Source organism: Paenibacillus sp. J22FR21 (genome assembly GCF_056269135.1).
On sequence record NZ_JBWDNJ010000017.1, the window covers coordinates 27,943 to 54,777 of the forward strand.

The 26,835-nt window shown below is 50.3% G+C and carries 22 protein-coding genes; 15 read left to right on the forward strand and 7 right to left on the reverse strand.

What is annotated here, in order from left to right; translation table 11 throughout:
* Positions 1 to 32: 32 nt before the first annotated feature.
* Together AC0YNS_RS31125 and AC0YNS_RS31130 are read left to right on the forward strand one after the other, a co-directional pair.
* A complete protein-coding gene (locus tag AC0YNS_RS31125) occupies positions 33 to 1,592 on the forward strand; it encodes an ATP-binding protein (protein ID WP_475784741.1) in 1,560 nt (519 codons plus the stop codon).
* A 2-nt stretch (positions 1,593 to 1,594) separates the two neighbouring features.
* Positions 1,595 to 2,293 (forward strand): response regulator, encoded by a 699-nt coding sequence (locus tag AC0YNS_RS31130; protein ID WP_475784742.1) that lies wholly within the window; start codon positions 1,595 to 1,597, stop codon positions 2,291 to 2,293.
* Between the two features lie 66 nt (positions 2,294 to 2,359).
* Here AC0YNS_RS31130 and AC0YNS_RS31135 read toward each other — a convergent pair whose 3' ends face one another.
* The 3 genes from AC0YNS_RS31135 to AC0YNS_RS31145 form a co-directional block, all read right to left on the reverse strand.
* Entirely contained in the window at positions 2,360 to 3,973 is a 1,614-nt protein-coding gene (locus AC0YNS_RS31135) for an ABC transporter substrate-binding protein (RefSeq protein ID WP_475784743.1), read from the reverse strand.
* A gap of 65 nt (positions 3,974 to 4,038) precedes the next feature.
* Positions 4,039 to 4,923 carry a carbohydrate ABC transporter permease gene (locus AC0YNS_RS31140; protein ID WP_475784744.1) on the reverse strand — a complete coding sequence of 295 codons (885 nt, stop codon included), beginning with the start codon at positions 4,921 to 4,923 and terminating at the stop codon, positions 4,039 to 4,041.
* Between the two features lie 21 nt (positions 4,924 to 4,944).
* The gene (locus tag AC0YNS_RS31145) at positions 4,945 to 5,871 is read right to left on the reverse strand and encodes an ABC transporter permease (protein ID WP_475784745.1); all 927 of its coding nucleotides are present in this window, start codon (positions 5,869 to 5,871) and stop codon (positions 4,945 to 4,947) included.
* 239 nt (positions 5,872 to 6,110) lie between these two features.
* On the opposite strand from AC0YNS_RS31145, the gene AC0YNS_RS31150 reads away from it, so the two are divergent.
* From AC0YNS_RS31150 to AC0YNS_RS31160, 3 genes are read left to right on the forward strand one after another with little or no spacing between them, the layout of a single operon-like run.
* On the forward strand, positions 6,111 to 8,402 hold the full coding sequence (locus AC0YNS_RS31150; RefSeq protein WP_475784746.1) for an AraC family transcriptional regulator: 2,292 nt from the start codon (positions 6,111 to 6,113) through the stop codon (positions 8,400 to 8,402).
* Between the two features lie 41 nt (positions 8,403 to 8,443).
* Positions 8,444 to 8,890 carry a HEAT repeat domain-containing protein gene (locus tag AC0YNS_RS31155; RefSeq protein WP_475784747.1) on the forward strand — a complete coding sequence of 149 codons (447 nt, stop codon included), beginning with the start codon at positions 8,444 to 8,446 and terminating at the stop codon, positions 8,888 to 8,890.
* A gap of 7 nt (positions 8,891 to 8,897) precedes the next feature.
* Positions 8,898 to 9,059: a DUF3934 family protein gene (locus AC0YNS_RS31160; RefSeq protein WP_475784748.1), complete on the forward strand. Its 162-nt coding sequence runs from the start codon at positions 8,898 to 8,900 to the stop codon at positions 9,057 to 9,059.
* Between the two features lie 491 nt (positions 9,060 to 9,550).
* Here AC0YNS_RS31160 and AC0YNS_RS31165 read toward each other — a convergent pair whose 3' ends face one another.
* Entirely contained in the window at positions 9,551 to 10,462 is a 912-nt protein-coding gene (locus AC0YNS_RS31165) for a helix-turn-helix domain-containing protein (RefSeq protein WP_475784749.1), read from the reverse strand.
* A gap of 183 nt (positions 10,463 to 10,645) precedes the next feature.
* Here AC0YNS_RS31165 and AC0YNS_RS31170 point away from each other — a divergent pair, with 183 nt between their 5' ends.
* Entirely contained in the window at positions 10,646 to 11,494 is an 849-nt protein-coding gene (locus AC0YNS_RS31170; RefSeq protein ID WP_475784750.1) for a sugar phosphate isomerase/epimerase family protein, read from the forward strand.
* Positions 11,495 to 11,508: 14 nt separating this feature from the next.
* The gene (locus AC0YNS_RS31175) at positions 11,509 to 12,519 is read left to right on the forward strand and encodes a Gfo/Idh/MocA family protein (RefSeq protein WP_475784751.1); all 1,011 of its coding nucleotides are present in this window, start codon (positions 11,509 to 11,511) and stop codon (positions 12,517 to 12,519) included.
* Positions 12,520 to 12,576: 57 nt separating this feature from the next.
* Here the strand turns inward: AC0YNS_RS31175 and AC0YNS_RS31180 are convergent, their stop codons facing one another.
* Entirely contained in the window at positions 12,577 to 13,023 is a 447-nt protein-coding gene (locus AC0YNS_RS31180) for an N-acetyltransferase family protein (protein ID WP_475784752.1), read from the reverse strand.
* Between the two features lie 522 nt (positions 13,024 to 13,545).
* On the opposite strand from AC0YNS_RS31180, the gene AC0YNS_RS31185 reads away from it, so the two are divergent.
* The 3 genes from AC0YNS_RS31185 (at position 13,546) to AC0YNS_RS31195 (ending at position 21,440) form a co-directional block, all read left to right on the forward strand.
* The gene (locus AC0YNS_RS31185) at positions 13,546 to 19,503 is read left to right on the forward strand and encodes an S-layer homology domain-containing protein (protein ID WP_475784753.1); all 5,958 of its coding nucleotides are present in this window, start codon (positions 13,546 to 13,548) and stop codon (positions 19,501 to 19,503) included.
* Positions 19,504 to 19,897: 394 nt separating this feature from the next.
* Entirely contained in the window at positions 19,898 to 21,217 is a 1,320-nt protein-coding gene (locus AC0YNS_RS31190; RefSeq protein ID WP_475784754.1) for a glycosyltransferase family 4 protein, read from the forward strand.
* A 25-nt stretch (positions 21,218 to 21,242) separates the two neighbouring features.
* Entirely contained in the window at positions 21,243 to 21,440 is a 198-nt protein-coding gene (locus AC0YNS_RS31195; RefSeq protein ID WP_475784755.1) for a hypothetical protein, read from the forward strand.
* 38 nt (positions 21,441 to 21,478) lie between these two features.
* Here the strand turns inward: AC0YNS_RS31195 and AC0YNS_RS31200 are convergent, their stop codons facing one another.
* Positions 21,479 to 22,108, reverse strand: a complete 630-nt coding sequence (locus AC0YNS_RS31200) for a DUF1796 family putative cysteine peptidase (protein WP_475784756.1) — start codon at positions 22,106 to 22,108, stop codon at positions 21,479 to 21,481.
* 183 nt (positions 22,109 to 22,291) lie between these two features.
* Here AC0YNS_RS31200 and AC0YNS_RS31205 point away from each other — a divergent pair, with 183 nt between their 5' ends.
* Genes AC0YNS_RS31205 through AC0YNS_RS31215 form a run of 3 tightly spaced genes read left to right on the forward strand, consistent with a single transcriptional unit; the run spans position 22,292 to position 24,132 of the window.
* Complete coding sequence (locus AC0YNS_RS31205; protein WP_475784757.1) at positions 22,292 to 22,627, forward strand: hypothetical protein; 336 nt, start codon at positions 22,292 to 22,294, stop codon at positions 22,625 to 22,627.
* Between the two features lie 14 nt (positions 22,628 to 22,641).
* Entirely contained in the window at positions 22,642 to 23,718 is a 1,077-nt protein-coding gene (locus AC0YNS_RS31210) for a glycosyltransferase family 4 protein (protein WP_475784758.1), read from the forward strand.
* Positions 23,719 to 23,742: 24 nt separating this feature from the next.
* Positions 23,743 to 24,132, forward strand: a complete 390-nt coding sequence (locus tag AC0YNS_RS31215) for a hypothetical protein (RefSeq protein WP_475784759.1) — start codon at positions 23,743 to 23,745, stop codon at positions 24,130 to 24,132.
* Between the two features lie 93 nt (positions 24,133 to 24,225).
* Here AC0YNS_RS31215 and AC0YNS_RS31220 read toward each other — a convergent pair whose 3' ends face one another.
* Entirely contained in the window at positions 24,226 to 25,140 is a 915-nt protein-coding gene (locus AC0YNS_RS31220; RefSeq protein ID WP_475784760.1) for an NAD-dependent epimerase/dehydratase family protein, read from the reverse strand.
* Between the two features lie 192 nt (positions 25,141 to 25,332).
* Between AC0YNS_RS31220 and AC0YNS_RS31225 the strand changes: the two genes are divergently transcribed.
* Together AC0YNS_RS31225 and AC0YNS_RS31230 are read left to right on the forward strand one after the other, a co-directional pair.
* Positions 25,333 to 25,659, forward strand: coding sequence for a nucleoside triphosphate pyrophosphohydrolase (locus AC0YNS_RS31225; RefSeq protein WP_475784761.1), 327 nt, complete (start codon positions 25,333 to 25,335; stop codon positions 25,657 to 25,659).
* A gap of 38 nt (positions 25,660 to 25,697) precedes the next feature.
* A complete protein-coding gene (locus AC0YNS_RS31230) occupies positions 25,698 to 26,480 on the forward strand; it encodes a phytanoyl-CoA dioxygenase family protein (RefSeq protein ID WP_475784762.1) in 783 nt (260 codons plus the stop codon).
* The last annotated feature ends 355 nt before the right edge of the window (positions 26,481 to 26,835 follow it).

Genomic DNA, 26,835 nt, shown 5'->3' on the forward strand with positions numbered 1-26,835 from the left:
AGGCCTATAGTCTCCTTCAGGATGTGATGAACATGAATCTGAGCTATCGAATTAGAGTCTTTTCTATGAAGCCCTATGTGTGGGTTACCCTATGCGTCACCTTGTTAACCATCGCCCTCCATGCGTTTGAGCTGGCCTTCGATATGGTTAACATCGCCCTTATCTATTTATTTCCCGTGTTGTTCAGTGCTGTATATTGGGGACTTGGACCATCATTTTATGCTGCGGCATTAGGTGTGATTGCCTTTGACTTCTTCTTTGTCCCGCCTTTTCTCAGTTTTACGGTAGAGGATTTGCGCTATCTCTTCTCCTTCGTGGTCTACCTTGCCGTTGCAGCTTTAACAGCCAGTCTGGCAGCAAGACTCAAACAGCAGCTATTACTGGCAAAACAAAGAGAGGCCCACACGGCATCACTCTACACCCTAAGTCAGCAAATGACGGCCATTGCGGACCTTCAATCCTTGCTTGAGAACGTGTGCCGCCAAGTATCGACTACCATTAACTCGCAGGTGGCGCTATATCTGCCGGACAGTCGGGATGAGCTTACATTAGCAGCGTCTTCCGCAAGCGGGGACTGGGGCAAAGGAGAATCGGAGACCGCGATCGCCAAATGGGTATATGCGCACGGGGAGATGGCCGGCCGAGGTTCAGGCACGCTAAGAGAATTTCCCGGCTTGTATGTGCCGCTGCTAACGGAGGAGCGGGTGTACGGCGTAATAGCCATGAATCTTGCGAGTAATGGGAATTCGACGACTGCTCTATCCATGGAAAATAAGAGGCTCCTGGAAGCCTTTGCCGGACTTGCAGCGAGTGCGATTGCAAGGGTGAAGCTAGGCGAAGAGGCCAAGCTTGCCCATTTGACGGCTGAATCCGAGCGCCTCCGAACAGCGCTGCTGGACTCCGTGTCCCATGAGTTACGGACACCGCTCGCCACGATCATCGGGTCGGCAACGGGACTTATTGAAGGTGATCGGATGTTCTCTTCCGAGGATCGCCTCGAATTGCTTGCGACGATTAGAGACGGCGCTTTGCGCATGAACCGGCTCGTCACGAACCTGCTTGGCATGGTTCAATTAGAGAGCGGCATGCTCCGGCTGCGTAAGAATTGGTGCGATGTCGAAGACATTATCGGAGTAGTCTTGTCCCAAGTGAAGGACTTCCAGCGCACTCGCGAAATACGGGTGAGCCTGCCGGAGCGTGTTCCGATTGTGCTTGGCGATGAGGTGCTGCTGGAGCAAGTGCTGGTTAACGTGGTCAGCAATGCAATCAAGTATTCTCCGGATGAGAGCACCATCGTGATTTCTGTTAGGCAGGATGAAACGCATGTTATCATTAGGGTAGCTGATGCCGGTTTGGGCATTGCCGATGCGGACTTTGAGCGGATCTTCGATAAATTTTACCGTGGCAGCTCGACCAAGCATGTGCCAGGAACAGGTCTTGGACTTGCGATTTGTAAAGGAATTATAGAAGCGCATGGGGGTTTTATTACTGCTGAGCCTAATCTTCCCAAAGGTGCTGTTATCCAAATAGCTCTGCCTGTAGGCGATCAGAGCTTTCTAGATGAATTATTGCCGAAGGGGAACAGTGAATAGTTATGACAACAACAAGCGGTGCACGCATTCTAATCATCGATGATGAGCCCCAGATCTGTAAGCTGCTGAAAGTAACGCTGCAAGCCCATCACTTTGACATTCATACCGCAGCAACGGGAGAAGAAGGCGTCTATCAAGCGAGTATTTCCCATCCCGACCTTATCGTGCTCGATCTTGGCTTGCCCGATATATCCGGAATGGAAGTGCTGCGCCGAGTCCGGGAGTGGACGCGGATACCGGTCATCGTATTGACGGCCAAGGACCGAGAAGACGATAAGATTGCGGCGCTCGACAGTGGAGCGGACGATTATGTCACCAAGCCCTTTGGCATGGGGGAGCTGCTCGCGAGAATACGCGTTGCGCTTCGTCATGCAGCCAAATCTGCCGATGAACCTGTTCTTCAGTTCGGTCGGCTTATGATTGATTTGGCGCAGCGGATCGTTGAGCTGGACGGCAATCGAGTGAAGCTGACGCCTACGGAGTACGACCTGCTTAAAGTATTAGCCTCGAGTGCGGGCAAGGTCATCACGCAGCGCCAATTGCTGCAGCAGGTTTGGGGCGGCCATCACCATGAATCAGACAGCCATTATCTGCGCATTTACATTGGCCATTTGCGCAAGAAGCTGGAGGAGGATCCGACGAGACCGGTATTCATTGAGACGGAGCCGGGTATCGGGTATCGGTTCTTGCTGCAGGATTAGCCGCGACATTCCCTACAAAGAAAAGAAGTCGTGCAGCGAGCTGCACGACTTCTTTTCTTTACATCATTATTTCGCTGCTTTCCAAGCATCGATTTGCTTCTGCATTTCCGCGATAATTTTTTCCGCGCCGGCATCTTTCATTTTCGCCACGAACTCGTTGTATTTCTCCTCGGAAGTAACGCCCAAGCTGATCGCACGGGAATACTCGTCATTCACGGCAGATGCTTTCGCGATTTCACCTTTTACAGGCTCGGCATCGAACGTAAAGCCCAGCAGCAAGGAAGGTTCAGCTTCTGCGTTTACTTTCTTCGTTTGCTCCCAAACATCTGCAGGCATGCCTTTCTCTACATTAGCCAAGAAGTTGGATGCGAACATCCAAGGCACTTGCGGGTTGTAGTCGGCTTGCGTAGGTCCGGGAATCATGAGACCGTCAGCATCGAAATCGAATTGCTCGCCTTTAATACCGAAGTTCAAGAGGTTATACAAATCTTTGTCCGTGTTGAGCAATTCAAGCAGCATCATCGATCTTTCCGGATTTTTCGAATTCCGGTTGATTGCCTGCATCGTTGCCGTGATACCGCCAGTAGTCAAATGCGCAGTACCGGCAGGAACTTCTTGGTAGGGCTCTCCGCCAAGCGCGGAGGCAAGGTTAGCACCGCCCGGCTTGAATGCACCGCCGATGTTCAGCACCCATTTGCCTGCTTTGCCGTCTGTCCAATCATCGGTTTTCTTGGAAATTCGTTCTTTGGAGTGTAGAATGCCTTTCGCATTCCAATCTCTAAGCGTCGCTGCGAATTTCTTATAGGCATCGGATTCGAATTGATTGATAACCGTTAGGGAGTTATCGCCAAACTTCACGACGCCGGGTACATTGAAGCCGACGATAGCCTCCATGTTGAAGAAATCGGGGTCAATCCCGATAACCGGGTATTTCTGAGGATTATCTTTTTGAACAGCTTGAATGAATGGTAAGAGCAGGTCTAAGCTGTTTTCGTTAATTTTACCGCTAATGGCATTCATATCTAATCCATATTTTTCGATTAATGCTGTTGGAGCCGTAACTGACGGTGTTCTTGCGGAAATTTGTTGATTGACGAAGCCGTAGATTTGTCCTTTAATTTTCGTTGCATCCCAGAAGGAAGCGGGCATAGAGGCTAACGTTGTCGGTGCGTATTTGGCAAGCAGGTCATCGAGCGGGAGGAATGCGCCTTTGGCTACGTTCTGCGTATAGTTGTTGATCCAGCCGGCCGTGAACGTAATGTCGTAAGGCTCGCCGGAGGCAATAACCACTTGCATTTTTTGATCAAAGTCACCAAACGGGATCGCTTTGAAATCAACGGTAGCATTGATTTTCTCTTTGATCACTTTATTGACTTCAGCAAAAATCTTATCTTGTTGAGGTTGCGGGAAGTTTCCGGGGAAATACCAGGTAAGCTTAACTTCAGGCAGATCTGCCGTTGTATTCGTATCTGTAGCAGCTGTGTTGTCTGTGGCAGCAGCGTTTGAAGTATCATTCTTTGCTGTATTGTCGGACTTGCTAGTGTTGTTCGTGCTTGTGTTTTTTTCTCCATTGTTAGTGGAGTTGTTGCCGCACGCTACAGCCAGCATACTGAATACAAGAAGCACAATCGTACATAGAAGGCCTAACTTGGACAATCGGAATGCTCTTGCTCGTTGCATTGTGAATCCTCCCTTTTTTATATTGGCATTGCTATCTTAAATTGGATCAAAGATCCATGTTTAAGCTATCCCTTCACTGCGCCGACAGTAAGTCCTTTCACAAAATATTTCTGGAAGAACGGGAAGACAGCCAGCATCGGTCCTGCTGCCAAGATCGCCATCGCCATCCGCGCGGATTCGGAAGGGAGCTCGGCATTCTTCATACTAGCCGGCATCATGTTGGTCGAGCTGGTGAGATAGGCAATGTTGTTCATCATGCGGTAAAGCATATATTGAAGCGGAACAAGGTGTTCATTCTCGATGTAGAGCAAGCTGAGCCACCAATCGTTCCAGTAGAGCAACATGGTGAATAAGGAGACTGTAGCTAAACCAGGTTTGGCTAGCGGGATGACGATTTGGAAGAAGATCCGGAACTCGCTTGCTCCATCGATCATACAGGATTCAATGATGTTGAAAGGGATCTTCTGCATAAAGGAGCGCAGCAGCAGAATGAACCAAGGTACGGCCAAGTATGGAAGGATGAGCACCCAGATCGTATTTTTTAGATGCAGGTAATTGCTGATCAAGATGTAAGTGGGCACTAAGCCGCCGTTAAACAGCAGCGTGAAGAAGACATAGAAGCTGAGGCTATTCTTGTATTTGAAGTCTTCGCGAGAGAGTGTGTAAGAGATGCCGGCCATGAACAGCACGGCGAGAAAAGTACCGATGAAGCTGACCATGATGGATACTTTGAACGCGCCAAGAAGCTGAATGGGGCGGTAGAGGACATACGTGTAAGCTTTCAAATCAAACATGCGCGGAATTAAGCTGTATCCGTGCTTGATGATGTCCACTTCATTACTTAAGGAGATGGACAAGATCGAGACGAGCGGCAGGATACAACATAGACTAAAGAGAATAAAGATTAAATGGATAATAAGCTGCGAAATCTTCCTTTTCTTCTGTGGCATAGGCTCATCTCCAGACGTCTTCTAAAATAATTTATTGTCATCATCGATTTTCTTCACGACATAGTTGCTTCCCAGTACAACGATAAAACCCATCACGGATTGGAATAACCCGACCGCTGATGACATGCCGATATCACCTGAAACTTTGAGCATCCGAAACACATACGTATCGATAACTTGGGTGACCGGGAACAGTTGTCCGACTTCTCTTGGGACGAAGAAGAATAAGCCGAAGTCCGAGTAAAAGATTTTGCCGATGGAAAGCAGGGTCATAATCGTGATGAGCGGCATGATGAGCGGAATGGTAATGTTTCGAATAATCTGGAGTTTGGAAGCGCCGTCGATCTCAGCTGCCTCGAAGTATTCCTGCGAAATGCCCAGAATGCCTGCGTAGAAAATAATGCTGACATAGCCAAGCCCTTTCCAGATATTAATGAGGGTTAACATGATGGGCCAAACCCACGTGGTGGAGTAGAAGTCGAATGCATCAAAACCCAGTTTCTCGGTTAACGTAGTAAGCACGCCATACGGCCCGATGAAGGAGTAAGCCATGTAGGCTACGATGATCCAGGAGAAGAAGTAAGGGAAGAAGAAGACCGTCTGGTAGGCTTTGACCCATCTGCGGCTTACGACTTCATTGAGCAGAATCGCGAATACGACAGATAAGAACGTGCCTACAACGATAAAGATGCTATTATATAGAAGCGTGTTTCTGACGACCATCCAAGCGTCGCTGGAGGTAAAGAAGAACTTGATGTTATCAATCCCGACCCACGGACTGTGCAGAATGCCATCGGTATAGTTGATATTTTTGAAAGCAATGAAGATCCCGCCCATGGGAAGGTACGAGAAAACGAAGATCACTAGAAAGGCGGGCAGTGCAAGCAGCGCCAGCTGCAGATTCTTCTTTAGATGGCGTGATGAAGCCAAGAACGGAATTTTGTTCAATGTAGCCAGACCTCCTTTAGGTAAGAATGTAAACGTTCTCAACGACTGACTTGATCATAGTTGATCAGACAGGGAGCTGACAATTTCTTAAATGCCAATTCAGTTCACTTTCGAACGAATGGAGCAGTTCTCAAAATCACTTTTTGTTCTGAAAACAGGCTTTTGAAGGGAAAACGGTAACAAATTGAATCATTTTCGGGTTGTGTGATAGTCTTGGAAGTAGAGGAGTTGCATGCATAATGTTCAAGAAATTCGTTCTGAAGAACCCGTTTCAGCTCTTTCTGACGATTCTGCTTCCCTTCCTGGTCAGCACCGTGCTGCTGCTCTTCGTTCAATCCTCCTTATTGAGCCGAAATTTCGAGAACTTCGCATTGAAACAGGTCTACCGTGAGCAGCTTGCTGACCTTCAATATACGAGCCGAAATGTAAGCGCACTTGAACAGACCGCCAGATCGGTGTCGACAACGGCTTTCTTTGATGACATTATTACGGACTTGCTATACTCGGATATTGATTCCGATGACTATGTGAAGTACCAGATCAAACTGCAATCGTACAAAAATATTTATCCGTTCCTTCAATCCATCTACATCTACAACGGTGAGCAAATCTATGCCGTCCCCCGAGAACAATTTATCTATGACCGCACCACATTTGATGATCAAGGCATCTTCCCGATTCTCGATGACATAAAGAACCACCCCTCACACAGTATCGTGCTGCGCAAAATTCCGAATATCATGTCCGGCATCGCTACAGGCGCTGTCAAGGATATGTACGTCTATTCGTATTTGTTCTTTGATTCCCAGGTCGCGAGCGGCAAAGTGAATGAAGCGATCATCCTGAACATATCGGAAGAGTGGCTGCGTCAAAGCATTCATTCTCAGAACGATGCCGGCGGCAGCCGCATCTTCGTGACCGACAGTACGGGCATGCTGCTATCGGCAGATCAGGCACATCCTCTGCTTGCTGATTTGTCGGACAAGCCTTATATCCGGCGGATCAACGCTTCTAAGGTGCAGGCTGGTAACTTCCGCATGAATGTGGATGGCGTCGATTCGTTTATTACCTATACGAGCACGGATGCCTTCGATTGGAATCTGGTCAGCATTACGCCCTATCACGACATTGTCAAAGATGTGGAACGGATGAAGCAGAAGACGTATCTGTTCGTCGTCTTGTTCATCGTCGGCAGCATCCTGCTCACCTTCTATTTCTCGCGAAGACTGATGGTGCCCATGTCACTCGTCATTCAGAAATATAACCAGCTGGAGATGGAGAAGCGGGGGGAGTCCTATGATCGGAAGCAGCAGTTTCTGCGCAAAATCATGCATTCCAAGGGGCCATTGTCTGCGGACGAATTAAGGCGGCAATTTCTCAAATACGATATTTCTCTTGATCCTTCCGCGGCTTTTCTCATCGTGCTGTTCAAAATCGATCACTTCTCGGACTTCTGCGCGACATACAGCAGGGGAGACCGGAGTTTATTAAAGTTTGGCATCGTCAATATTGTTACTGAGCTGATGCAGCAGAAGGCCGCTCATGAATGCTTGGAACTTGAAGAGGATCAGGTCATGCTGCTGCTCAATGCGGATTCGCTTAGTGCACCTTCCGAGCAGCTGACGCTTGTGGAATGGATGCAGCAGATACAGCAGCATACGAAGCAGTATTTGCGCCTTGCCGTATCCGTAACGTTCAGCGAGCCGTTCGAAACGCTCTCCCAGCTGAATTTTCATTATTTGAAGACGCTCGACTTGTCTTATTACCGACTGATTTACGGTCATGAAAGTATGATTTTCAGCGAGCACATCACGGTCAGAACGGATGACTTCAAATCGTCGCAGGAGAAGGATGATGAATTGAAGGAGGCACTCATCCAGGGGCAATTTGGGGAGGCGAAGGATGCGTTGTCGGCCATGCTGAAGGACGCTTCGGCATACAGCTATTCGGCGCTGAGCTCTATGTTTATCCGGATCCTGCTGCTCATTCGTCATGCCATTGAGGTGCTGGAGACCAATCATGCGATGAAGGTGGATTTTCATTTCAACGCCTATCTCATGAAACTTCAGAAAATGGAAACGATAGAGCAGATCATGGCCGACTTCTCCGCACTGTTTGATCGTTTGGCACAGGAGCTCGAAGCAAAGAAAGACAATAAGTATTTGAAGCTGCTCGACATGGTGAATCAGATTGTGCACCGTGAGTTGGCGAATCCGGCGCTGTCGCTGGATTACATTGCGGATGAAGTTGATCTGTCACCGCCATATCTGGGCAAACTATTTAAGAAGCATAGGCTTGTGTCGGTGTCGGACTTCATTAATAATGTGAGGCTCGCGCACGCTAGCCAGCTGGTTGCGACGTCCACAGATACGATCACGGATATTATGGATAAATCGGGGTTCGCGAGCCGGAGCCATTTCTTCACCCAATTCAAGAAGGCGTATGGCTTAACGCCCAGCCAATATCGCATGAATGCGAAGCAATCCGGCTATACGAACAAGCCAAACATTGACTTTCCTGAATCATTCTAGTAGCGTGTATAGAATAGTTAATCGAGGGAGCTTGATCGAAATTGGAACATACAGAAGAAGAAGTAGTAGAACAACCCGTTAGTTATGAAGAGTTGAAGAAGGCTGCTGGTCGTACATCGAACTGGCGTGAACGTCTTCGTGCTGTAGAGGAGCTTGGACAATTGGGCGGCGAGCAGGCTACTTTGTTGCTGAAACGGATTGCGCAAAGCGATATGACGCATCAAGTGCAGGCTGCAGCTCATCGTGTGCTGAAGGAGCTTGGCGAAGATGTGCAATTGCCGGCACGCAAGACAGGCGAGCTGGTCAAAGGCTTGAACAAGATTCTGGTGCGGATCAAGAAGAGCTTGCCGGATGGCCACACCTACGAAGAGTTCAAAGAGAAGCTGCAGAAGATGAGATCCGACGTGTACGATATCTATGAAGGCGATAAAGAAGCAGATTTCGATAAGTGGCTTGAGAGCACTTGGGCTTCGCTTTCGAGAAGGTAGGCTAGTCATGGCGAAGAGTAAAGGCGGCGGTACAGGCCGCGGTACAGGCAAGAAAGGCTGGAATCGCTGGCAGGCTGCCGAGAACCGGAAGAAGAGCGCGCCGAAGCCGTATACGAGCAAAGGTACGAAGAATAATCCCGAAGGCACCGGCGGTGCCAACGGTTCATAGTTGGAATCAAGGCTGTCCCACAGGCGCGCTTTCGCGGGTTGTGGGGCAGCTTTTTTGTTCGTGGCTGCCGCCCCGGTCCGCCGAAGCTCTAACGAACCACAGAGGTCTTATTTCAGCCAAATCGAGGGGGTTGAAATTCTAACGAACCCTACAGGCCTTATTTGGGTTGAAAATGCTCATTGTAGACTCAATTCACTAAAATAAGGCCACCACGATTCGTTAGAATAAAATGGGGGCTCATTTCGCCCGAATAAGGCCTGCATGGTTCGTTAGCGTTCCGAATCCCGGTGGTCTTTGAGCTCCGTACTAACACCAGCACCGTACTAGCATCATCCCGCACCAATACCAGCACACAACAGTTAGTTTGGCCACGAGAGGCCGATTTCTCGACTCTCAGTCATTTTTCGATGTGGCTTCGGCGATGAGCGTTCGACTTTCGTTCTCTCAGCATCTCAAGATCCAGCTCGGCTAGTTTGAAGACCGACTTCCCCCTACAGTACCCGCGAGAGTTTGCGGTACATGCTCGGCGACAGCCCTTCCTGCTTGCGGAATTGGCGGCTGAAGTAGTGGATGTCGGGGCAGCCCGTGCGTTCGCCGACTTCTTCGACGGACAAGTCGGTTTCGCGGAGCAGTCTGCGAGCTTCACGGTGCCGAATGGAGCGCAGGAATTCGCCGGGCGGCTGTCCGGCGACCTGTTTGAACAGCTTCGCAGCGTGATCCTCATTCATGAGCAGCAGATCGGCTAATCGTTTGTTGCTCCACGCCTCAGATAGCGATGATTCCATCTGCTTCATGAGCGACAACAGACGCTGGCCGTGAACCGTATCGGCAGCACGCTGATGGAGCGTGGATCTGGAACGCTGCAGCTGCGACAAAATGTTCAGCATCAGCGCCTTGCAAGCCAGTTCGTACCCGGGAGGACGCGTAGTGAACTCCTCGACTAACTGCTCCATGAGCTGCACGCAGAGCAGGGAGGGGGTATAGATAATTTGCTCCGACAGTGGCGGGAAGGTCTCATTCGTTGCCTCGCGGCAAAACTTCTCCGCCGGAGGATGCGCCTCATTCACAACCATATCCTCGTCAGAGCCCACCTCCAGTTCATCGAAATAGTCGAAGTGGATGCCGAGAAATTGGGCGTTTGGCTGAGAGACAATCTCATTCTGATGGAACAGCCCCGCTGGCAGGTAGATGAGCTGTCCGGCCTTCCATTCGTAGCGCGTTTCCCCAATCGTCGTCGCGGCTTCGCCTTGGCTGACATATAGAATTTCATAGTCGTAGAGCCTTCGTCTTGGCAGCTTTCCGGGGGGAAGGCTCTGATATTTGGCATAATGGATGCTTGGCGACCACTCGCGAAAATGGGCGTAAGCAAGTTGATGACGATCTTCTGCATGCAGCTGCTCCATCTGAACGAACCTCACTCTTCATCAGCGGATATGATCTCGGAAAAGTTCAAATTATATCTGTTTCCGCTAAATATTTTTCTCGTCATTTCTACTATACTTTGATTATTGTTGGCAGTTTCATTATAAATGATCAGCTTTACGCAATAAACAGGAAAAATACAAATCACTTAGGAGGCAAGCCTGATGAAAAAGGGAGTTAACATTTGGTCTTTTCCACAAGGGACGACGATTGCCGAATCGATACGCATTGCCAAAGACGCTGGATTCGAAGGAATCGAGCTGTCCTTGAACGAAACAGGCGAGCTTAGTCTGGAAGCTACAGAGCAAGAGGTCCGCGATATCAAGTCTCAGTTGGAGCAGTCTGATCTTGAAATTTGCGGTCTTGCTACAGGTCTCTACTGGTCCTACTCCATGACAAGCGAATCGGCGGCTAACCGCACGAAAGCAATGGATATTACTCGCAAGCAATTGGAGCTTGCGGCATCTTTTGGCGTCGATACAATCTTGGTTATTCCAGGCGCAGTAGGCGTTGATTTCATACCGGACAGTGAAGTAGTGGATTACGAGCGTGCTTATGAGCGCGCGCTTGAATGTATCAGCACGTTGTCTACAGATGCGAAGGCAGCGGGGGTTTCAATCGGCATCGAGAACGTGTGGAACAAGTTCCTGCTTTCCCCACTCGAGCTGCGGACGTTCATTGACACGGTTAACTCCGATTATGTCGGCTCCTACTTTGATGTGGGCAATGTCGTGGCTAACGGATATCCAGAGCAATGGGTACGGATTCTGGGCAACCGGATCAAAAAAGTGCATTTCAAAGACTACCGCAGACAAGCGGGCGGATTGCACGGGTTTGTTGATCTGCTTGCCGGCGATGTGAACTATCCTGCAGTAGTAGAGGCTCTTCGCGCCATCGACTATAACAACTATGTCATCGCAGAGATGATTCCCGGATACACGCATCATGGTGAGCAAATCATTTACAACACATCCCGCGCGATGGATGCCATCCTGGGACGAGGCAACCACTAAAAGGAGGAAGCAGCATGATTAAGGTAGGTCTGATCGGCTTTGGTTTTATGGGACGTATGCATTTTGACAACTATACTCGGCTTATGGCGGAAGGCGCGCCGGTTCAATTGAAGGCCATTTGCGATGTGCGCATCGAGGAATTGAAGGACGGCAAGGCAATCGGTAATATTGCGACCAATCAAGAGCTGTACAATCTCGATCCGTTCAATCTGTATACCAATATTGAAGAAATGATCGCCAATGAAGATCTGGATATGATCGATATCACGCTGCCTACAGGGCTTCATGCAGATATCACTTGTATGATGCTGGAGAAAGGCTACCACGTGATGTGTGAGAAGCCGATTGCTCGCACCGCTGAGGATGCTTGGCGAATGGTAGCAACTGCGGAACGTACAGGCAAGAAACTGATGATCGGTCAATGTCTGCGTTTCTGGCCGGCCTATGAATATGCCAAAGCATGTATCGAAGATGGACGTTACGGCAAGCCGCTTGGCGGTTCGTTCTTCCGCGGCTCAGGTCTGCCGGCTGAATGGTTCCTTGATGGCAGCAAGAGCGGCGGCTGTCTGCTGGACATGCACATTCATGATACAGATATGGTACACTGGCTGTTTGGTGTGCCGGATAAGGTTTCGACAATGGCTCGCAATGTCATTCCGGGCAGCGCCTATGATATCGTATCGACGCATTATGTATACGACAGTGGTCTCGTATTGAATGCTCAAGCGGATTGGACGCTTCGCGGCGATTTCGGCTTTGAAATGAACTACCGTCTGAACTTCGAAGGCGGGAACCTCATCTTCGCGGATAATAAGGTGAAGGTTAATCCAAACGAAGAGCCAAGCTTCGTAGCTGAGCTGTCCGATGATATGGGGTACTATTTCGAAATTCGCTCCTTCATCGATTCGTTGGCAAACGATAAGCCAATTACAGTATGCACGCCGGAGAGCGCAGCGCGCACACTGGATATTATCGAAGCAGAGCAGAAGTCGGCAGACGCCGGCGGTGCCTTCGTCTCCCTATAGAATCAAGAAAGCCGCATCCCGGTTAAGGGGTGCGGCTTTTTTAACGATATGAGCGCGTTATCCAATCGAATAGTTGACCCATTCATCTTGCACGCCGCCCATTTTGTCAAAGAAGCACTGCGCTCTGGTGTTATCCTTAGCGGTAATCCACGACATGCGAGCATAGCCGAGATCATGAGTATAACGCTGACAGGCGAGGAACAGCTGCGACTCCACCTGTGTATCTCTATAGGGCTCCATAACATAGAGGTCGTTCATTACGGTGATCCGTTCGGCTTTCATGGTGCTATATGTAAAATAGAGCGTGGCGAAGCCGACCGTTTCTCCATCCTTCAGCGCTACGAATTGAATGCCCTCTTGTTTCTCGAGCAGCGTTTGAATCAATTGACGAACAACGCGATCTCCGGGCCATGCCTTCTTATAGAAGCCCACGATATAATTATGCATTAAGGCTGCTAGGCCGTTCACGTCCTCAAACTCTACATTGCGTACTACGAGTGACATTTATGATCCTCCCTCATATCCTTGTTACGGATAATTATATGATATCATGTATAAATATACAACACAGTTCATGAAATTTTAACATGATTATCGGCACTTTATTGTGTATCCAACGCAGCACGAAACTGCAGAGTGATAAGGAAGTCATATGCAGCAATACTCACAGAAAATAATGGAAAGCGCAAACGATTGCGCGTACTACTGCATGAAAAGAAGCATGCCACGAATATCGCCAATGATTTTCCTTAATGGATATCATTGACTATAAAGCGTTTTCATACTAAGATAAAGGCAATGAACTACGCTGATTATTGCTAATTTAAGGGCAATGCTTTCCGGTCTTCGATAATCGAAGCGGAACAACCCCGGCTATCTCCTCTTCATGGGGATAGCTCTTTTTTATCGGCGGAAAGGGGATTTTATGGGTATTTGCGCAAACGTTTGCGCGAAATTTCATGTTTTCATCTACTCAGCTCAAGAGGCACAGCATCGTCAGTCATTTTAACTTAGGGAGGCAAAGGAATGATAACCATGAAAGGCAAAAGCCAAACTCGCATGTGGGCACTTCTTCTATCCATGCTTATGGTTGTACAGATTGTAGGCTTCTTTCCACAGCAAGCAAATGCAGACGCCGCAGGGGAAGGTGCGATTCAAGCGGATACCTTCGCAGAGCAGCCTGGCGGCAACCACAAGTGGGTTGTAGTCGGCTCCTTCCAAGGCTGGAGTAACGATTCGGCCGTGACGCAGATGAAGCATCTCGTTGGTGAGTTTTACGCGTACTCCACTGTGCTGGACGCAGGCCAATACGCCTTTAAAGTCGTGCACCAAGGTACTTGGGACGGCTATTCCAATGGCGGCAATAATATCGAATTTACACTGACGGAGCAGACGAAGGTCAATTTCTATCTTAATGACGAGCTGGGTCAAGTGCGGATCAACCTGCCAAACGTAGCCGGTGCACAGCAGTATACACCTGCCCTTAGTTCCACGGAATGGCCGCGGCTTGTTGGCAGCATTCAAGCTGTATTCGGCGAATCCGAATGGGCACCGGATCAAGCGCGGCAGCTATTCATAGATTATAATTTCGACGGATCGGCTTATAAGCTTCAACGCACGCTACCGGCCGCACGCTACGAAATGAAAGTCGTGCAAGGCAATAACTGGGATGCGAACAACTACGGTGCAGGCGGCGGAAACTTCGTGCTGCAAACACTGGATCCTGCGGACGTGACTTTCACCACCGTTCTCGCGGATCGCACGATCACGACGGACTATAAACCGGCGGACAGCCAATTCGACGGCATGATTCACCGCGATAAGCTGGTATTTGACTCCCGTTCGGTTACGTACAAGAAACCTTTCGGCGCGATCAAAGAAGGCAGCGAGGCGGTAACACTCCGCATCGCAACGGAAGCTGGCGACGCACAAGTGGTGCGCGTCGAGTTGAGCAACCCGCAAGGGCTGGCTTCGGCATTCGATATGCGCAAAGCGACTTCTTTTGACGAGAAGGATTATTGGGAGGTAACCATTCCTGCTTCTGCGTTCCAAGGGATCGGCGTTTGGGGCTACAAATTCATTCTGATCGACGGCCCTGCGAAAGTGGAATACGGGGACGATGGATCACGCGGCGGCAGCGGTGCTTCTGCGGATGAAGGCGTTCTTCCATACGATTTGACTGTGTATGACAAAGATTTCAAGACGCCGGATTGGATGAAGAATGCGGTCGTCTATCAAATCTTCCCGGATCGTTTCTTGGATGGGGATTCTTCCAACAACCGCGCTAAGATCGTCGATGGGTATCGTGGCGGGGCAGCCCTCCCAGGTGAGGAATTGACGGAGAACAACGGTCATAAGCTGCAATATTTTGATGGCGGCGTATCGAATGATCCTGCATCGGATCAAGTGTGGGGCTCTTGGAATGACGTACCCGAGAATCCGGATCGTACAACACCTGAGCAGCAGCCGTATTTCCCGGAGGCTGAATCAGATGGTCTATGGACGAATGAGTTCTATGGCGGCGACATTGCAGGTGCATCACAGAAACTCGACTATTTGAAGTCTATTGGCGTCAACGTCATCTACTTCAACCCCGTCGCTTGGGCGGCTTCGAACCACAAATATGACGCGACGGATTATAAGCATCTGGATCCGATGTTCGGTGAGCCGGTCTACAATACACCGGGCAACCCGGTTTCCGGACTCGATTATGAAGCAACGCGCATTGCTTCCGACCGTGTTTTCACTGCTTTCACGAAGAAAGCAAGCGAGATGGGCATCAAGCTGATCGTGGACGGCGTGTTTAACCATGTCGGCGATGACTCGATTTATTTTGACCGTTATGAGAAATATCCGGAGATTGGCGCTTATGAGTTCTGGGCGAAAGTGTACGACAAAGTGAATAAGGATGACGTAACGTTAGAAGCTGCGAAGCAGCAGACAATCGATGCGTTCACGGCACAGATCAACCCAGCTACAGGGGAGCATTATGCCTATCCGAATGATTTTGACTTTACCACTTGGTTTACCGTTTCGAATGAGCAAGTAGACGGCCACTACAAATATGAAGGCTGGTGGGGCTACGATTCCCTGCCTGTTGTCGATGCACCGCAAGCGGCGGATGGCGACAATGATGCACTCTCGGGCAACCATGAGTGGAACGTGCAGGGCTATCGCGACCTCGTCATCGGTCATGACCTAAGCGGCAAGTCGGACGAAGACGCAGATGCCTTGATGCAAAATGCGAACTCGCAGCGCTGGGAGTGGATGGGTGCGAACGGCTGGCGACTTGACGTTGCGCCGGATGTATCCTCAGGTACATGGCAGCAATTCCGCAAAGCGGTGAAATCGACAGCCGGCCGCGTGGACAGCAATGGCAATACGATTCCGGAACCGATCATTCTGGGCGAAGAGTGGGGCGTTGCCACTCGCTTCCTGCTTGGCGATCAGTTTGACTCCGTTATGAATTACCGTTTCCGCGGTGCGCTGCAAAGCTTCATTATCAGCGGCAATGCGGCACAGTTCAATGATGCGCTGGAGTCCATTCGTGAGGATTATCCGGCAGAAGCGTGGCAAGTCATGCTGAACCTCGTGGATTCCCATGATACGATTCGTTCCATTACGAAGTATGACAAACCGGAGTGGGAAGAGGAACATTTGGCGATTGCGCCTGATGCATCGGATAAAGCCCTCAAGATGCAGGCGCTTACCGCGATTTTCCAATTGGGTTATCCGGGTGCGCCTACGATCAACTATGGTGATGAGGTTGGTTTGACGGGTACGAAGGATCCGGATTCCCGCCGCACATTCCCGTGGGAGCGCGTTTCGGGTTCCGATGGTGAGTATGCAGGAGTAGGCAAGTACACGAATTTATTTGATACGTATCAGAAAGCAGCGAACATCCGTGAGGATAATGAAGTATTCCGCACAGGTGAGCTGAAGACGGCGTACAACCAAGGCGATGTAATTGCCTATGCGCGCAAAACGCACAGTCAAGCAGGTCTTGTTGTAGTGAATCGCGGCACGACTGATGTTACGTTTGAAGCCAATGTTGCAGGGTTCCTCCCTGAAGGCATCACATTAGCAGATCAGTTGGGCAGTGAAATTGAAGGTACGGTCACAGGCGCTACCATCTCGCTTACAGTGAAAGCGATGAGTGGTCTGATGATGACCTCCACGACCGCGCTTGTTACCGTGCCGCAGGTGCGGAATGTTGCAGCGGTCGGCGGTAACGGCGAGGTTGCGCTGACATGGGATGCTGCACAAGGTGCAACGGGCTACAACGTGTACCGTGCGGCAATCGAAGGTGCTGAGCTGCAATTGGCCGGCCAAGCAGAAGGCAACACATGGACAGATGTGAACGTGGAGAACGGGATGAAGTACTACTACACCGTGACTGCAGTTACGGGCAGTGGTGAGAGTCTGCTGAGCGAGTATGCATCGGCGACGCCTTCTTTTGCAGTGAACGGGGTAACGATTACGAAGCAATCGGATGCGGTTACGCTCGGCGCGGGTCACAAGACCTCCGAAATCCAAGTCGCCATCGACATTCCGGGACTTACCGATAACGCAGCTTATGCAGGCAGCGAAGCGCCGAATCTGATTGCACGCCTTGCTTATTACAAGGAAGGTTCAAGCCAATCCGATGCGGTAGAAACCAAGCTGCGTTATAAGCAGGACACGCAAGACGGGAAGAAAGTATATTGGGCAGCGTTTGAGCCGATCGAGGCGGGTGCTTACTATTACTTCGCGAAAGTCTCCAGCGACAACGGGGATACATTCACGGAGTCCGAGCAGCAGAGCGTTGATGTACACGCAGACAGCAGCGACACGACGGAACCGGAAGCGCCTGTGCTCGCTGATATTATGACAGAGTCGAACCGTGTTCAATTGACCTGGACTGCGGCAGCGTCTGAGGAAGCGGCGCATCATTATGAGGTTTATCGCAAGAAAGCGGACACGGAATTTATGCGCATTGCAGTTGTGGACAACACAGCTACATCGTATGTGGACTTTACGGTCAGCAATGATACGGCGTACACGTACAAAGTGGCAGCAGTAGATAGCGCCTATAATCGCGGTTATTCCGACGAGAAGTCGGTTACGCCGAAGCTGGTCATGGTGGATGTGAAGCTGCGCGTTCATCTTCCAAGCTACACGCCGGTTCAAGATGATATTTACTTGGCAGGCGATCTTAACGGCTGGAATGCATCGGGCAACAAGCTGAATGTACCGAGCGGCGCAACGACGCGCGACGTGGTGGAATACAGCTTCAAGATGATGGCCGGCAAAACCATTCAATACAAATATACACGCGGGGCATGGTCAACAGAGGCGTTGACTTCCCATACTCGTAAAGCCAATGACACCGAGGATGCCGGCAATTACGCTTACTCCTCGACGGATACGAATATGCAGTTGACGATCAAGAACCAAGGCGGCAATACGATGGTTGTGGACGATTACGTGCTTCGCTGGGTGGATATGCCGATGATCGTGACCATGCCGCGTATCTCGTACGGCGATGACATTGCATTTACAACGTCCGAGAAAGAATTTGCGCTAAAAGCAAACGTACCTTATGGTGTAACCTTCACCATTAACGGTAAGCCAATTGATGCATCGGACATGAATGCAACAGGTGATGTACTTGTCGAGAAATTGCCGCTTGCTGTGGGAGTTAACCACTTCACGCTGCATATTGAGCCAAGTGCGGAAACGCTGGCACTTCCGTGGTATACCGATGCAGGACGTGCGAGCCAAGCGACGAAGACGCTTGAGCTGACGATTACAAGAGAAGGCGATCTTTCGCCGCCTCCGTCAGCTACTTCCGGAGGAACCGTTAGCGAAACAGATAAAGGTACAGATAGACGTACAGAAGCACAATTGAAAGAAGTAATCGGCAAAGCAACGGGCGACAAAGTAACAATCAATACGGAAGGGAAGAGCCAGCTGCTTCTGCCTGTGAATACGGCAGAGCTTCTTGGCAACAAATCACTGGAAGTGAACCAAGGCGACGTTAAAGTCGGTGTTCCGACTGACGTGTTGAACGAGCTGGTCAAGCAAGGCGACAGTGCGACCGGAAGCAGTAGCCAAATTTCACTCCATGTGCAGCCGCTAAGCGAGCAGGCTAAGCAAGCACTTGTGGCTAAAGCCGAGCAAGTAGGCACAACAGAGCTGCATGTCGCATCGAATATTTACGATTTCCGTCTCGCGGTTGTAGATGCGAAGGGCAAGGAAACAGCTGTACTGAGTAAGTTTGTACAACCGCTTACCCTTACCTTCAAGGTGAACAGCAATGCCAACACGAAATTGATCGGCGTCTATTATATCGCAGACAATGGTCAACTTGAGTTTGTTGGCGGCAAACTGAATTCTGACGGCACAATGACCGTCCGGATTTCTCACTTCTCCAGCTACGCTGTACTGGAGTTCACGAAGCACTTCTCTGATGTGTCCGCGTCACACTGGGCAGCTTCGATGATTAGTGAACTAACGGCGAAGCATATCATGAACGGTGCAAGCGCGGATCGATTCGAGCCAAACCGCAGCATCACCCGTGCTGAGTTCGCCGCACTGCTTGTTCGCGCGCTGGAGCTCAAAGCGACGAAGTCGGCTGCATTCGCAGACGTATCGGCCGGCGCTTGGTACGCGCCTTACGTGGCAGCGGCAGCTGAAGCGGGTATCGTGAACGGCCGCAGCGCATCAACATTCGCGCCGAACGGCACGATTACGCGTGAAGAGATGGCCGTCATGCTCATGCGTGCGTATGAGTTGAAGCACGGCAAGCTGACCGCTGATCAAGCTGAAGAGCTGAAGAGCTTCTCCGATGCGAATGCCATCAGCAGCTGGGCTGCAGCATCAATCGGGGCGGCGAAGGAGCTGGGCCTCCTCGATGGCAAGAACGGCGGCAGCTTCGAGCCGCAAGGACATGCAACCCGTGCCGAAAGCGCGAAAGTGATTTACAAATTGCTTGAGGCGTAGTCTTCATGTTCCGCATAGAGCCGCGTCCATGAGCGACTGTTTGGACGCAATACCGATATTGCCATTTGATTCTCCTCTAACGGTTGTCAGCGTGGCTATTTCATGTAATGAACGACTTTTAAAATTCTAGCGGTTGCGAGCATCCTTATTCACTGCACAATGGCCGATTTTTACCGGAAAATGTCCAAATAAGCCCGCTAGCAACCGTTAGAAAATAACAAAGTGTTTTTTCGGCCAGATAACCACTGTCACAACCGTTACAGGTTGGTAGACGGCTCCTCTTATATAACACGTGCGTTTCTCAACAGCCTGACCTGCTCCCATTACCGGGAGCAGGTTTTTTTGCTATACAAAAGCCTCCCAGTAAATAGTCCATTGACGGGGTCCAACCGTCGTGGCTCTTAAGATATCTCGTACATACGATGGTACTACGACAACGTATGACCACTTCCGCGCCGGAGCAGTTGTCCGGCAGCTGACGGATGCAGGGAGAGAGGACAGCATGAAGATATTGTTGGCCACCTTTTGGCAGGTTCCGCATGTTGGCGGCGTATGGAAGTATATGACGCAGCTGAAAGAGCGGCTTGAGCTGATGGGACATCAAGTGGACCTGCTCGGCACCGCTCCTGATAAAGTGCATATGCCGGGTCTGAATAAGGAGATTGCCAAGGAAGTGCTGCGTCCTCTGATCGCCGCCAAGCTAAGCGCGTCTCGTGTCCCGCAGATTCACGTGGACCCCTATGTGATGCATTGCGAATTTGAGCGCTATTATTTGGAGCTGGCAGCTGCTTATTTTGGGCTCGAACAATATGACATCATCCATACCCATGATATATTCGCCGCTAGAGCACTCGGACGGGTGAAGTCCCCGAGGACGGCACTTGTTGCCCATGTTCATGGCTCCGTTGCGATAGAAGTGACGATGAACTATCGATTAAACCCCCAATTAGGCGTAGCGGAGAACTCGCCGGCTTGGAATTATTTTAACGGCATCGAGCATTATGGTGCGGCCTCAGGCGATGTTACGGTGACGGCGAACAACTGGCAGAAGCAGCTGCTATTAAACACGTTCGGAGTGCCGGAAGAGCGAATCAAGGTGTTTCCATATGGTCTGGACATCGACGCCTTCGAGAGGCAGGCAAGCAAAGGAACGACGATGCAGCGCACACCGGGTAAGAAAATCATTATATGCCCCGCACGCCTTTCGTTCGTCAAAGGAATTGACATCCTCATCGCAGCGCTGGGCATTTTGAAATGGACACGCCGAGATTGGGTGTGCTGGATCGTTGGAGACGGCGAACAGCGGGCAGAGCTTGAGCAGCTGACGGCAGCTCATCAACTCCAGCAGGATGTCTTGTTTCTCGGCGTTCGGGATGATATTCCGGGGCTGCTTCGGACATCCGATATTTTCGTTCATTCCTGCATACAAGATAATCAGCCCTTCTCTTTGATGGAGGCGCAGGTGGCAGGGCTTCCTTCCTTAGTGTCGACGGCAGGCGGACTCCCTGAGATGGTCGAGCATGAAGTGACAGGTCTAATCTCTCCCGTGCGCGATTCGGTTAAGCTTGCTGAACAGCTGGGGCTGCTGCTTGCCAATGACAGTCTCCGAGAACAGCTTGGACGAAACGCAAGAGCATGGGGCACCGCCCAGTGGTCGATGGATAAGATGGTGGAACGGGTACTGGACGTATATCAATCCGTTATGAAGAAGTAACAATCGAGAAGTGAGGAGGGCAGCTATGCCGAATGAGAGATTCATGGTGAAAGGCGATTTGTACAACCGAATATTTGCAGACCAAACGCCGGATCCCGGGGTCATGGTGGACTATGAGGTGTGGAACCGAATATTGGCCGGACTCAGACTCGCGAACGGCGGCTACAAGCTGCCGGATTGGCCTGTACTCTCGACAATGGTCGATAACCAACAGAAGCCGTAACGATAAAAGGGCAATCCGATATGGATGCCCTTTCTCCATTACTCCTCATTGAGCGCAATTCCCTGAAAAATCTCTTTCCACAGCAGGTCGTTCCCATGCCATATTTCCTCATCAGGCAGTTGAATGGCGCATACATGCGGCAATGGCCAATGCTGCTGGGCGATACCGCTCACCGGTGCGTGATTCACAACCAACAGGCGATAGCTGCCTGCTACCATAGCGGAGAGAACGTCAGTCAGTTCCTTCGTCTGCTCCATTGTCGCTTCGGTACGAATGAATAGAATGTGGTCGCTCCAAGCGGCTTTTTCCAGGAAGCGGGCAACCCTGCGGTCGTACTTGGCTTTCACCTCGGGGTACGCGTTCAATTCCGGCGGAAAATTGTTGTGTGTGTAGAAGTCATGATTCGAGTACACGTTATATTCGGTCTCTTTGACATAATACAGCTTCTCGCTTGCTTTGCTGATGACCTCCAAATGGCTGTAATCCATGAAGCGGGCGAAACGGTTTCGAAGCAGTCTGGTGACATCGGAGAGGTTCTGCGATTGCATCCAGTCCAGCGGGCCTGCGAATGGCCGAATCTCGTTAAGCTCCATTTGGATTGCCGGCAAACATAGGTCGCCGAGGCTGTAGATGGCGTCGTAGCTCCCCTTCAAGTCTACGAGTTGCATCGTCCACACATCCTTCCTTTCGTAGATAGACTCTATTTAGTTAATGCTGGTGATAGGGAATCTGCTTGGACAAATGGATGAGTTACCCTTGTTTTTGGGTGGCTGTCCGGGGCGGTTTGGCCCTTACGTTTGCCTCTGCTTCTCATACGATAATAGAAGAAAGACGTGCGGAGGAGGGAGTTCATGGCGATATTTCGGCTGGATGCCGCTGCTTTCGCGAGAATTGATTGCCGGTATATTGAGTTCATTTCATGGTCCATCGTCAATGACGGCGATGAAGTATTCGATTGCCTCGTGCACGTCTATAATAACGGGACTTTATTCTACGAGACGCTGCAGGAGATGGAAGCGCGGAAACAAATTGATTTGCCCCCGGTAGCGCCGAACTATGCACCGTTCAGTCTGCTGATTGTTACGAACTATTCAACGCATAAGCCGATGCGAATTAAAGCCGTACTTCGTAATAAAGGCATGCTGATTGCGACATTAACGGAGAAGGATTTTGATCGGCTGGATTGAGGGCGGAAGGGGGGATGAGGCCGTTGAAGGTGCTGTTTGTCTACTACCTGCCAAGCGGAGGCATGGACACGCTGAACCGAATAAGGTGCAAGGCGCTGCGGGAATTCGGAGTGTACGGGCATTGCCTGTACTACAAATGGGGGGCCGGTCTGCAAAATAGGGATGATTCCTCGGATGTACGCATTACGGATAGCGATATTGCCATTAAACAGCTGATCGATGCAGGCGGCTACGAAGCCATAATCGTCACGACGGACCATAAGAGTCTCACTCGTTTCCGGATGCTCGGTTATTATGGGAAGCTCATCTACGAGATTCAAGGTTATGGCCCCAAAGAAGATGCGAGGCAGGCACTCTCGGCGGCTTCGCCGGTTATAGCGGCCCATGCTTCAGCGCTGCTTAATCCACGCACCCCGCATATCGCCTCGATATTCCATGACTTGTTTCCGAATAAGCCGCAGTTTCACTTCAATAATTGCATTGATGCAGCTGCGTTCTCGTATCGGCCAACGCTTCTAACGGATGCATCCCCAATCATGGCGTGGCTCGGACGATTGGAGGATAACAAGAATTGGCGCGAGTTTCTGCAGATAGGCTATCGACTATCGCTTATGTATCCAAGCCTGCGATTATGGATGTTTCATGATCCCCATTTGGCAGATCCGGCAGAGCGGCAGTCGTTCGAACGGATTGTGGGAGAGCTTGGACTATGGGACCGTTTGACTGTAAGATCTAATGTTCCTCATTCCGAAATGCCGGATTGGTTCTCGATTATCGGAGATTCCGGGGGGTTCCTATGTGCCACTTCCAAAGTTGAAGGAGCTCCTTATTCAGTCTTAGAAGCGATGAGCTGCAGATGCCCGGTGCTGACGACGGACTCGGACGGCGTGTCTAGCTCGATCACTCACAATAGAACGGGAAAGTATTACACGCTTGGCAACGTTTCGGAGGCACTGAAGGAAGCGCGCGAGCTTATGGAGAACGCGGAGCTGCGAGAACGAATACGCGCAGAAGCGATGAGCTTTGTGCATGTGGAGTTTTCACCTCGAAAGTATGGTCAACATTTCTTGCATATGCTGCAAACCATCTAAAGGAATTGGAAGGGAATGTGCGGTATGAAATACTCGGATAAAAGCAGTGCGGATGTCGGCAGCTTCGAGCCCATCCTCGTAGGCCCAGAGCAGCTTGTTCTTACTTCGCTATGTCTTGATTCGATAGCGCCCGGTGACCGAGTAGTGCTGCGGTTTGAGGTGGGGTGGGAGAATCCGGATCTTGCGAGCTGGGACTCGGGCGAGATGGAGATCATGCTGCGTGAGGATAGCTCGGATGGCTTGGTTGTTTATTGGAATATGGAATCTTGTTTTGCAAAAGGAAGATCAAAGGAGCAGCTGACTTTCGTTGGAACCATTCCGCAGCGGCGCTACTACTTGACCGTACGTTCGAATGACGCGCGTGCGCGGATTACAGGTCCGTACACCCTTCAAGGCTCCGTATATGCACCGTGACAATCATACAGCCTCGTTCTTCACTCTGATCGCCTTCAGAGCTAAGAACGAGGCTGTTATTATTTTGCCGCACCTGCAGCTGCTTGGTTCGCTTCACGGCTCCGTCCAGAATCGGTACGTTTCACCGACCCCGCGCTCTATGCCGGTAATCGGCTCCCATTGCAGGATGTGCCGTGTTCGCTCGCATGACAAACAGCTGTGCAAGATATCTCCCGGTTTCGCCGGTCGATATAGCACCTCGATTTCACTGGGGTGTAGGTCTCGAAGCAGCTCAGCTAAGTGGTTAATAGACGTTCGGAGGCCCGTGCTTACATGAAGAGTTTCATGATCTCCGAGTTCCGCTGCAGCCAAATTTGCCGAGACAATATCTCCTACATAGATGAAATCCCTTGTATGGAGCCCTTCTCCGTTGATCACGAGCGGCAAACCTTTTACCGTTCTCTCTATAAAATTCGCGATGACGCCGCCTTCGCCTTTGGCCGTCTGACCGGGACCGTATACGTTGCCGTAGCGAAGAATCGTATATCCCAGCCCATAGAATCGGCTATAGAGGCGGATATATCGTTCGGCTGTCAGCTTGGACATTGCGTAGAATGATATCGGGTCCGTGGGATCCTGTTCGGTGATACGATCCCTTTCTAAATTGCCGTATACCCCTGATGTGGAGGCGAAAATCATTTTGTGAACGCCGGCTAGTATGCAGGCTTCAAGCATATTAATGGTACCTCCGACATTAATAGAGGCATCTCTGTTGGGATGTGCGATAGATCGCTGTACATCTGCCTGAGCGGCGAGGTGATAGACGACATCCGGCTTGACGGACGTTATGATTCGTTTTGCTCTACCGAATCGAATATCCTCTATATGAAGGCTTGCTTTCGGATGTACGCGTTCCGCCGAGCCTGACGAGAGGTTGTCGATGACATGTACTTCCGCTCCGCGCGCAATTAAACTTCTTACGAGATGCGAGCCGATAAACCCGGCCCCTCCTGTCACAACCACTTTCATGCGTCTGTTCCTCCCGCGATGGAATCCCGATGTTTTATCGTACGCAGTGATTGGGAAATCCGCATGGGGCACAAGCCTTGCGAAGCTGGTGTTTTTTATCCGGAATCTGTTTAATCTGTGTCATCATCACGGTATAATAGGCTCGAAGTGAGGAATTTATTAGAATTACTTCCTAAAGAAGGAGCCCTTTGTATGCCTACATACAATAAGCTGGTTCGCGACCGAATTCCGGAAATCATCGCAAACAACGGCAAGACGTGCACGACTCGTATTCTGGATGAAGCTTCATATCACGAAGAACTGCGCCTTAAATTATCGGAGGAGCTGCACGAGTACATGGAAGCGGAGGATAACGCGAGTGCCCTGGAAGAGTTGGCCGATATCCTTGAACTCCTTCATGCGCTCTCAAGTGTCCATGGCTTCAATGCGGAGCAATTGGAAACGATAAGAGCGGAGAAATCCGCTAAACGCGGCGGCTTTCATGAACGAATTTATCTGGAAGCAGTACAAGACGCTTAATCCGCGCAGTTATTCAAATTCATGAGGAGGAACCAGCAATGTCCCAAGATCAATTAAAGCTGGCAAAAGAAAAGTTCGATCGTGATGGCTATGCCGTCTATCCGGATGTTCTCGATGCATCATTGATTCAAGAAGCCCAGCAGCATGTGGAATGGCTGATGGAGAAGAACCCGGGGCTTCGCCCGGAGAACCTGGGTCACACGCTATTGGCGGATGATCCTTTCTGGCTTCGCCTAGTCAGCGATGATCGCCTGCTCGATATTGCAGAGCAGTATATTGGTCCGGATATCGCCTTGTTCGCTTCCCACTATATTAGTAAGCCGCCATTCGACGGCCGCCCTGTTCTCTGGCATCAAGATGGCAGCTACTGGCCGCTTGAACCGATGAACGTAGTCACATTGTGGCTCGCAGTCGATGACTCCCTGCCTGAGAACGGCTGTCTGCGAGTGATTCCGGGTACACAAACGATGGAGCTTCAAGAAATGAAAACCAACACGACAACGGCGAATGTTCTGGAATCCGAAGTGGATCCTGCGCTGGTTGAAGAGGACAAAGCAGTGGATCTCATCTTGCGTGCAGGCGGCGTTTCCGTCCATCATCCGAGCATCATTCACGGATCGGAAGCCAATCACTCCCCGCTGCGTCGCTGTGGCCTGACGATTCGCTATATCCCAACCAGCACGTTAATTAAAGTGCCGCAGTGGCCTTCGGCATTCTTGCTGCGAGGTAATGCTGTATCGGGTATTAATGATTACCTGCCGTTCCCTAAATTTGATGAAGCTCGTCATATGCCGTTTCAAGGCAGTGAAGAGTGGAAATAATGCAGTACTGGAACATAGGAATGATGCGCGCTTGTTCTCGCAGGCGCGCCCTTCTATGAGATATATGGATTGTAAAATAATACCTGTTGCAACTGTGTAGACAATCATGTTATATTCTAATTCCGCCGCTGAGACATCAACAACGAAGCGGTGAACGAAACGAAAACAAGTTGAAAATAAAGCTTGCAATTATGTTTCGGAATGTGCTAATATCTAATTCTGGGTCAACAAACCTGGACATGAAATTTGTTCTTTGAAAACTGAACAATGAGCGACCAGTCAAATGGTCATAAATCGCGAAACTAACGTTTCGCAAAGCTAGTTTTTTGAATGAGCTAACAAGCGAATTCTTAAA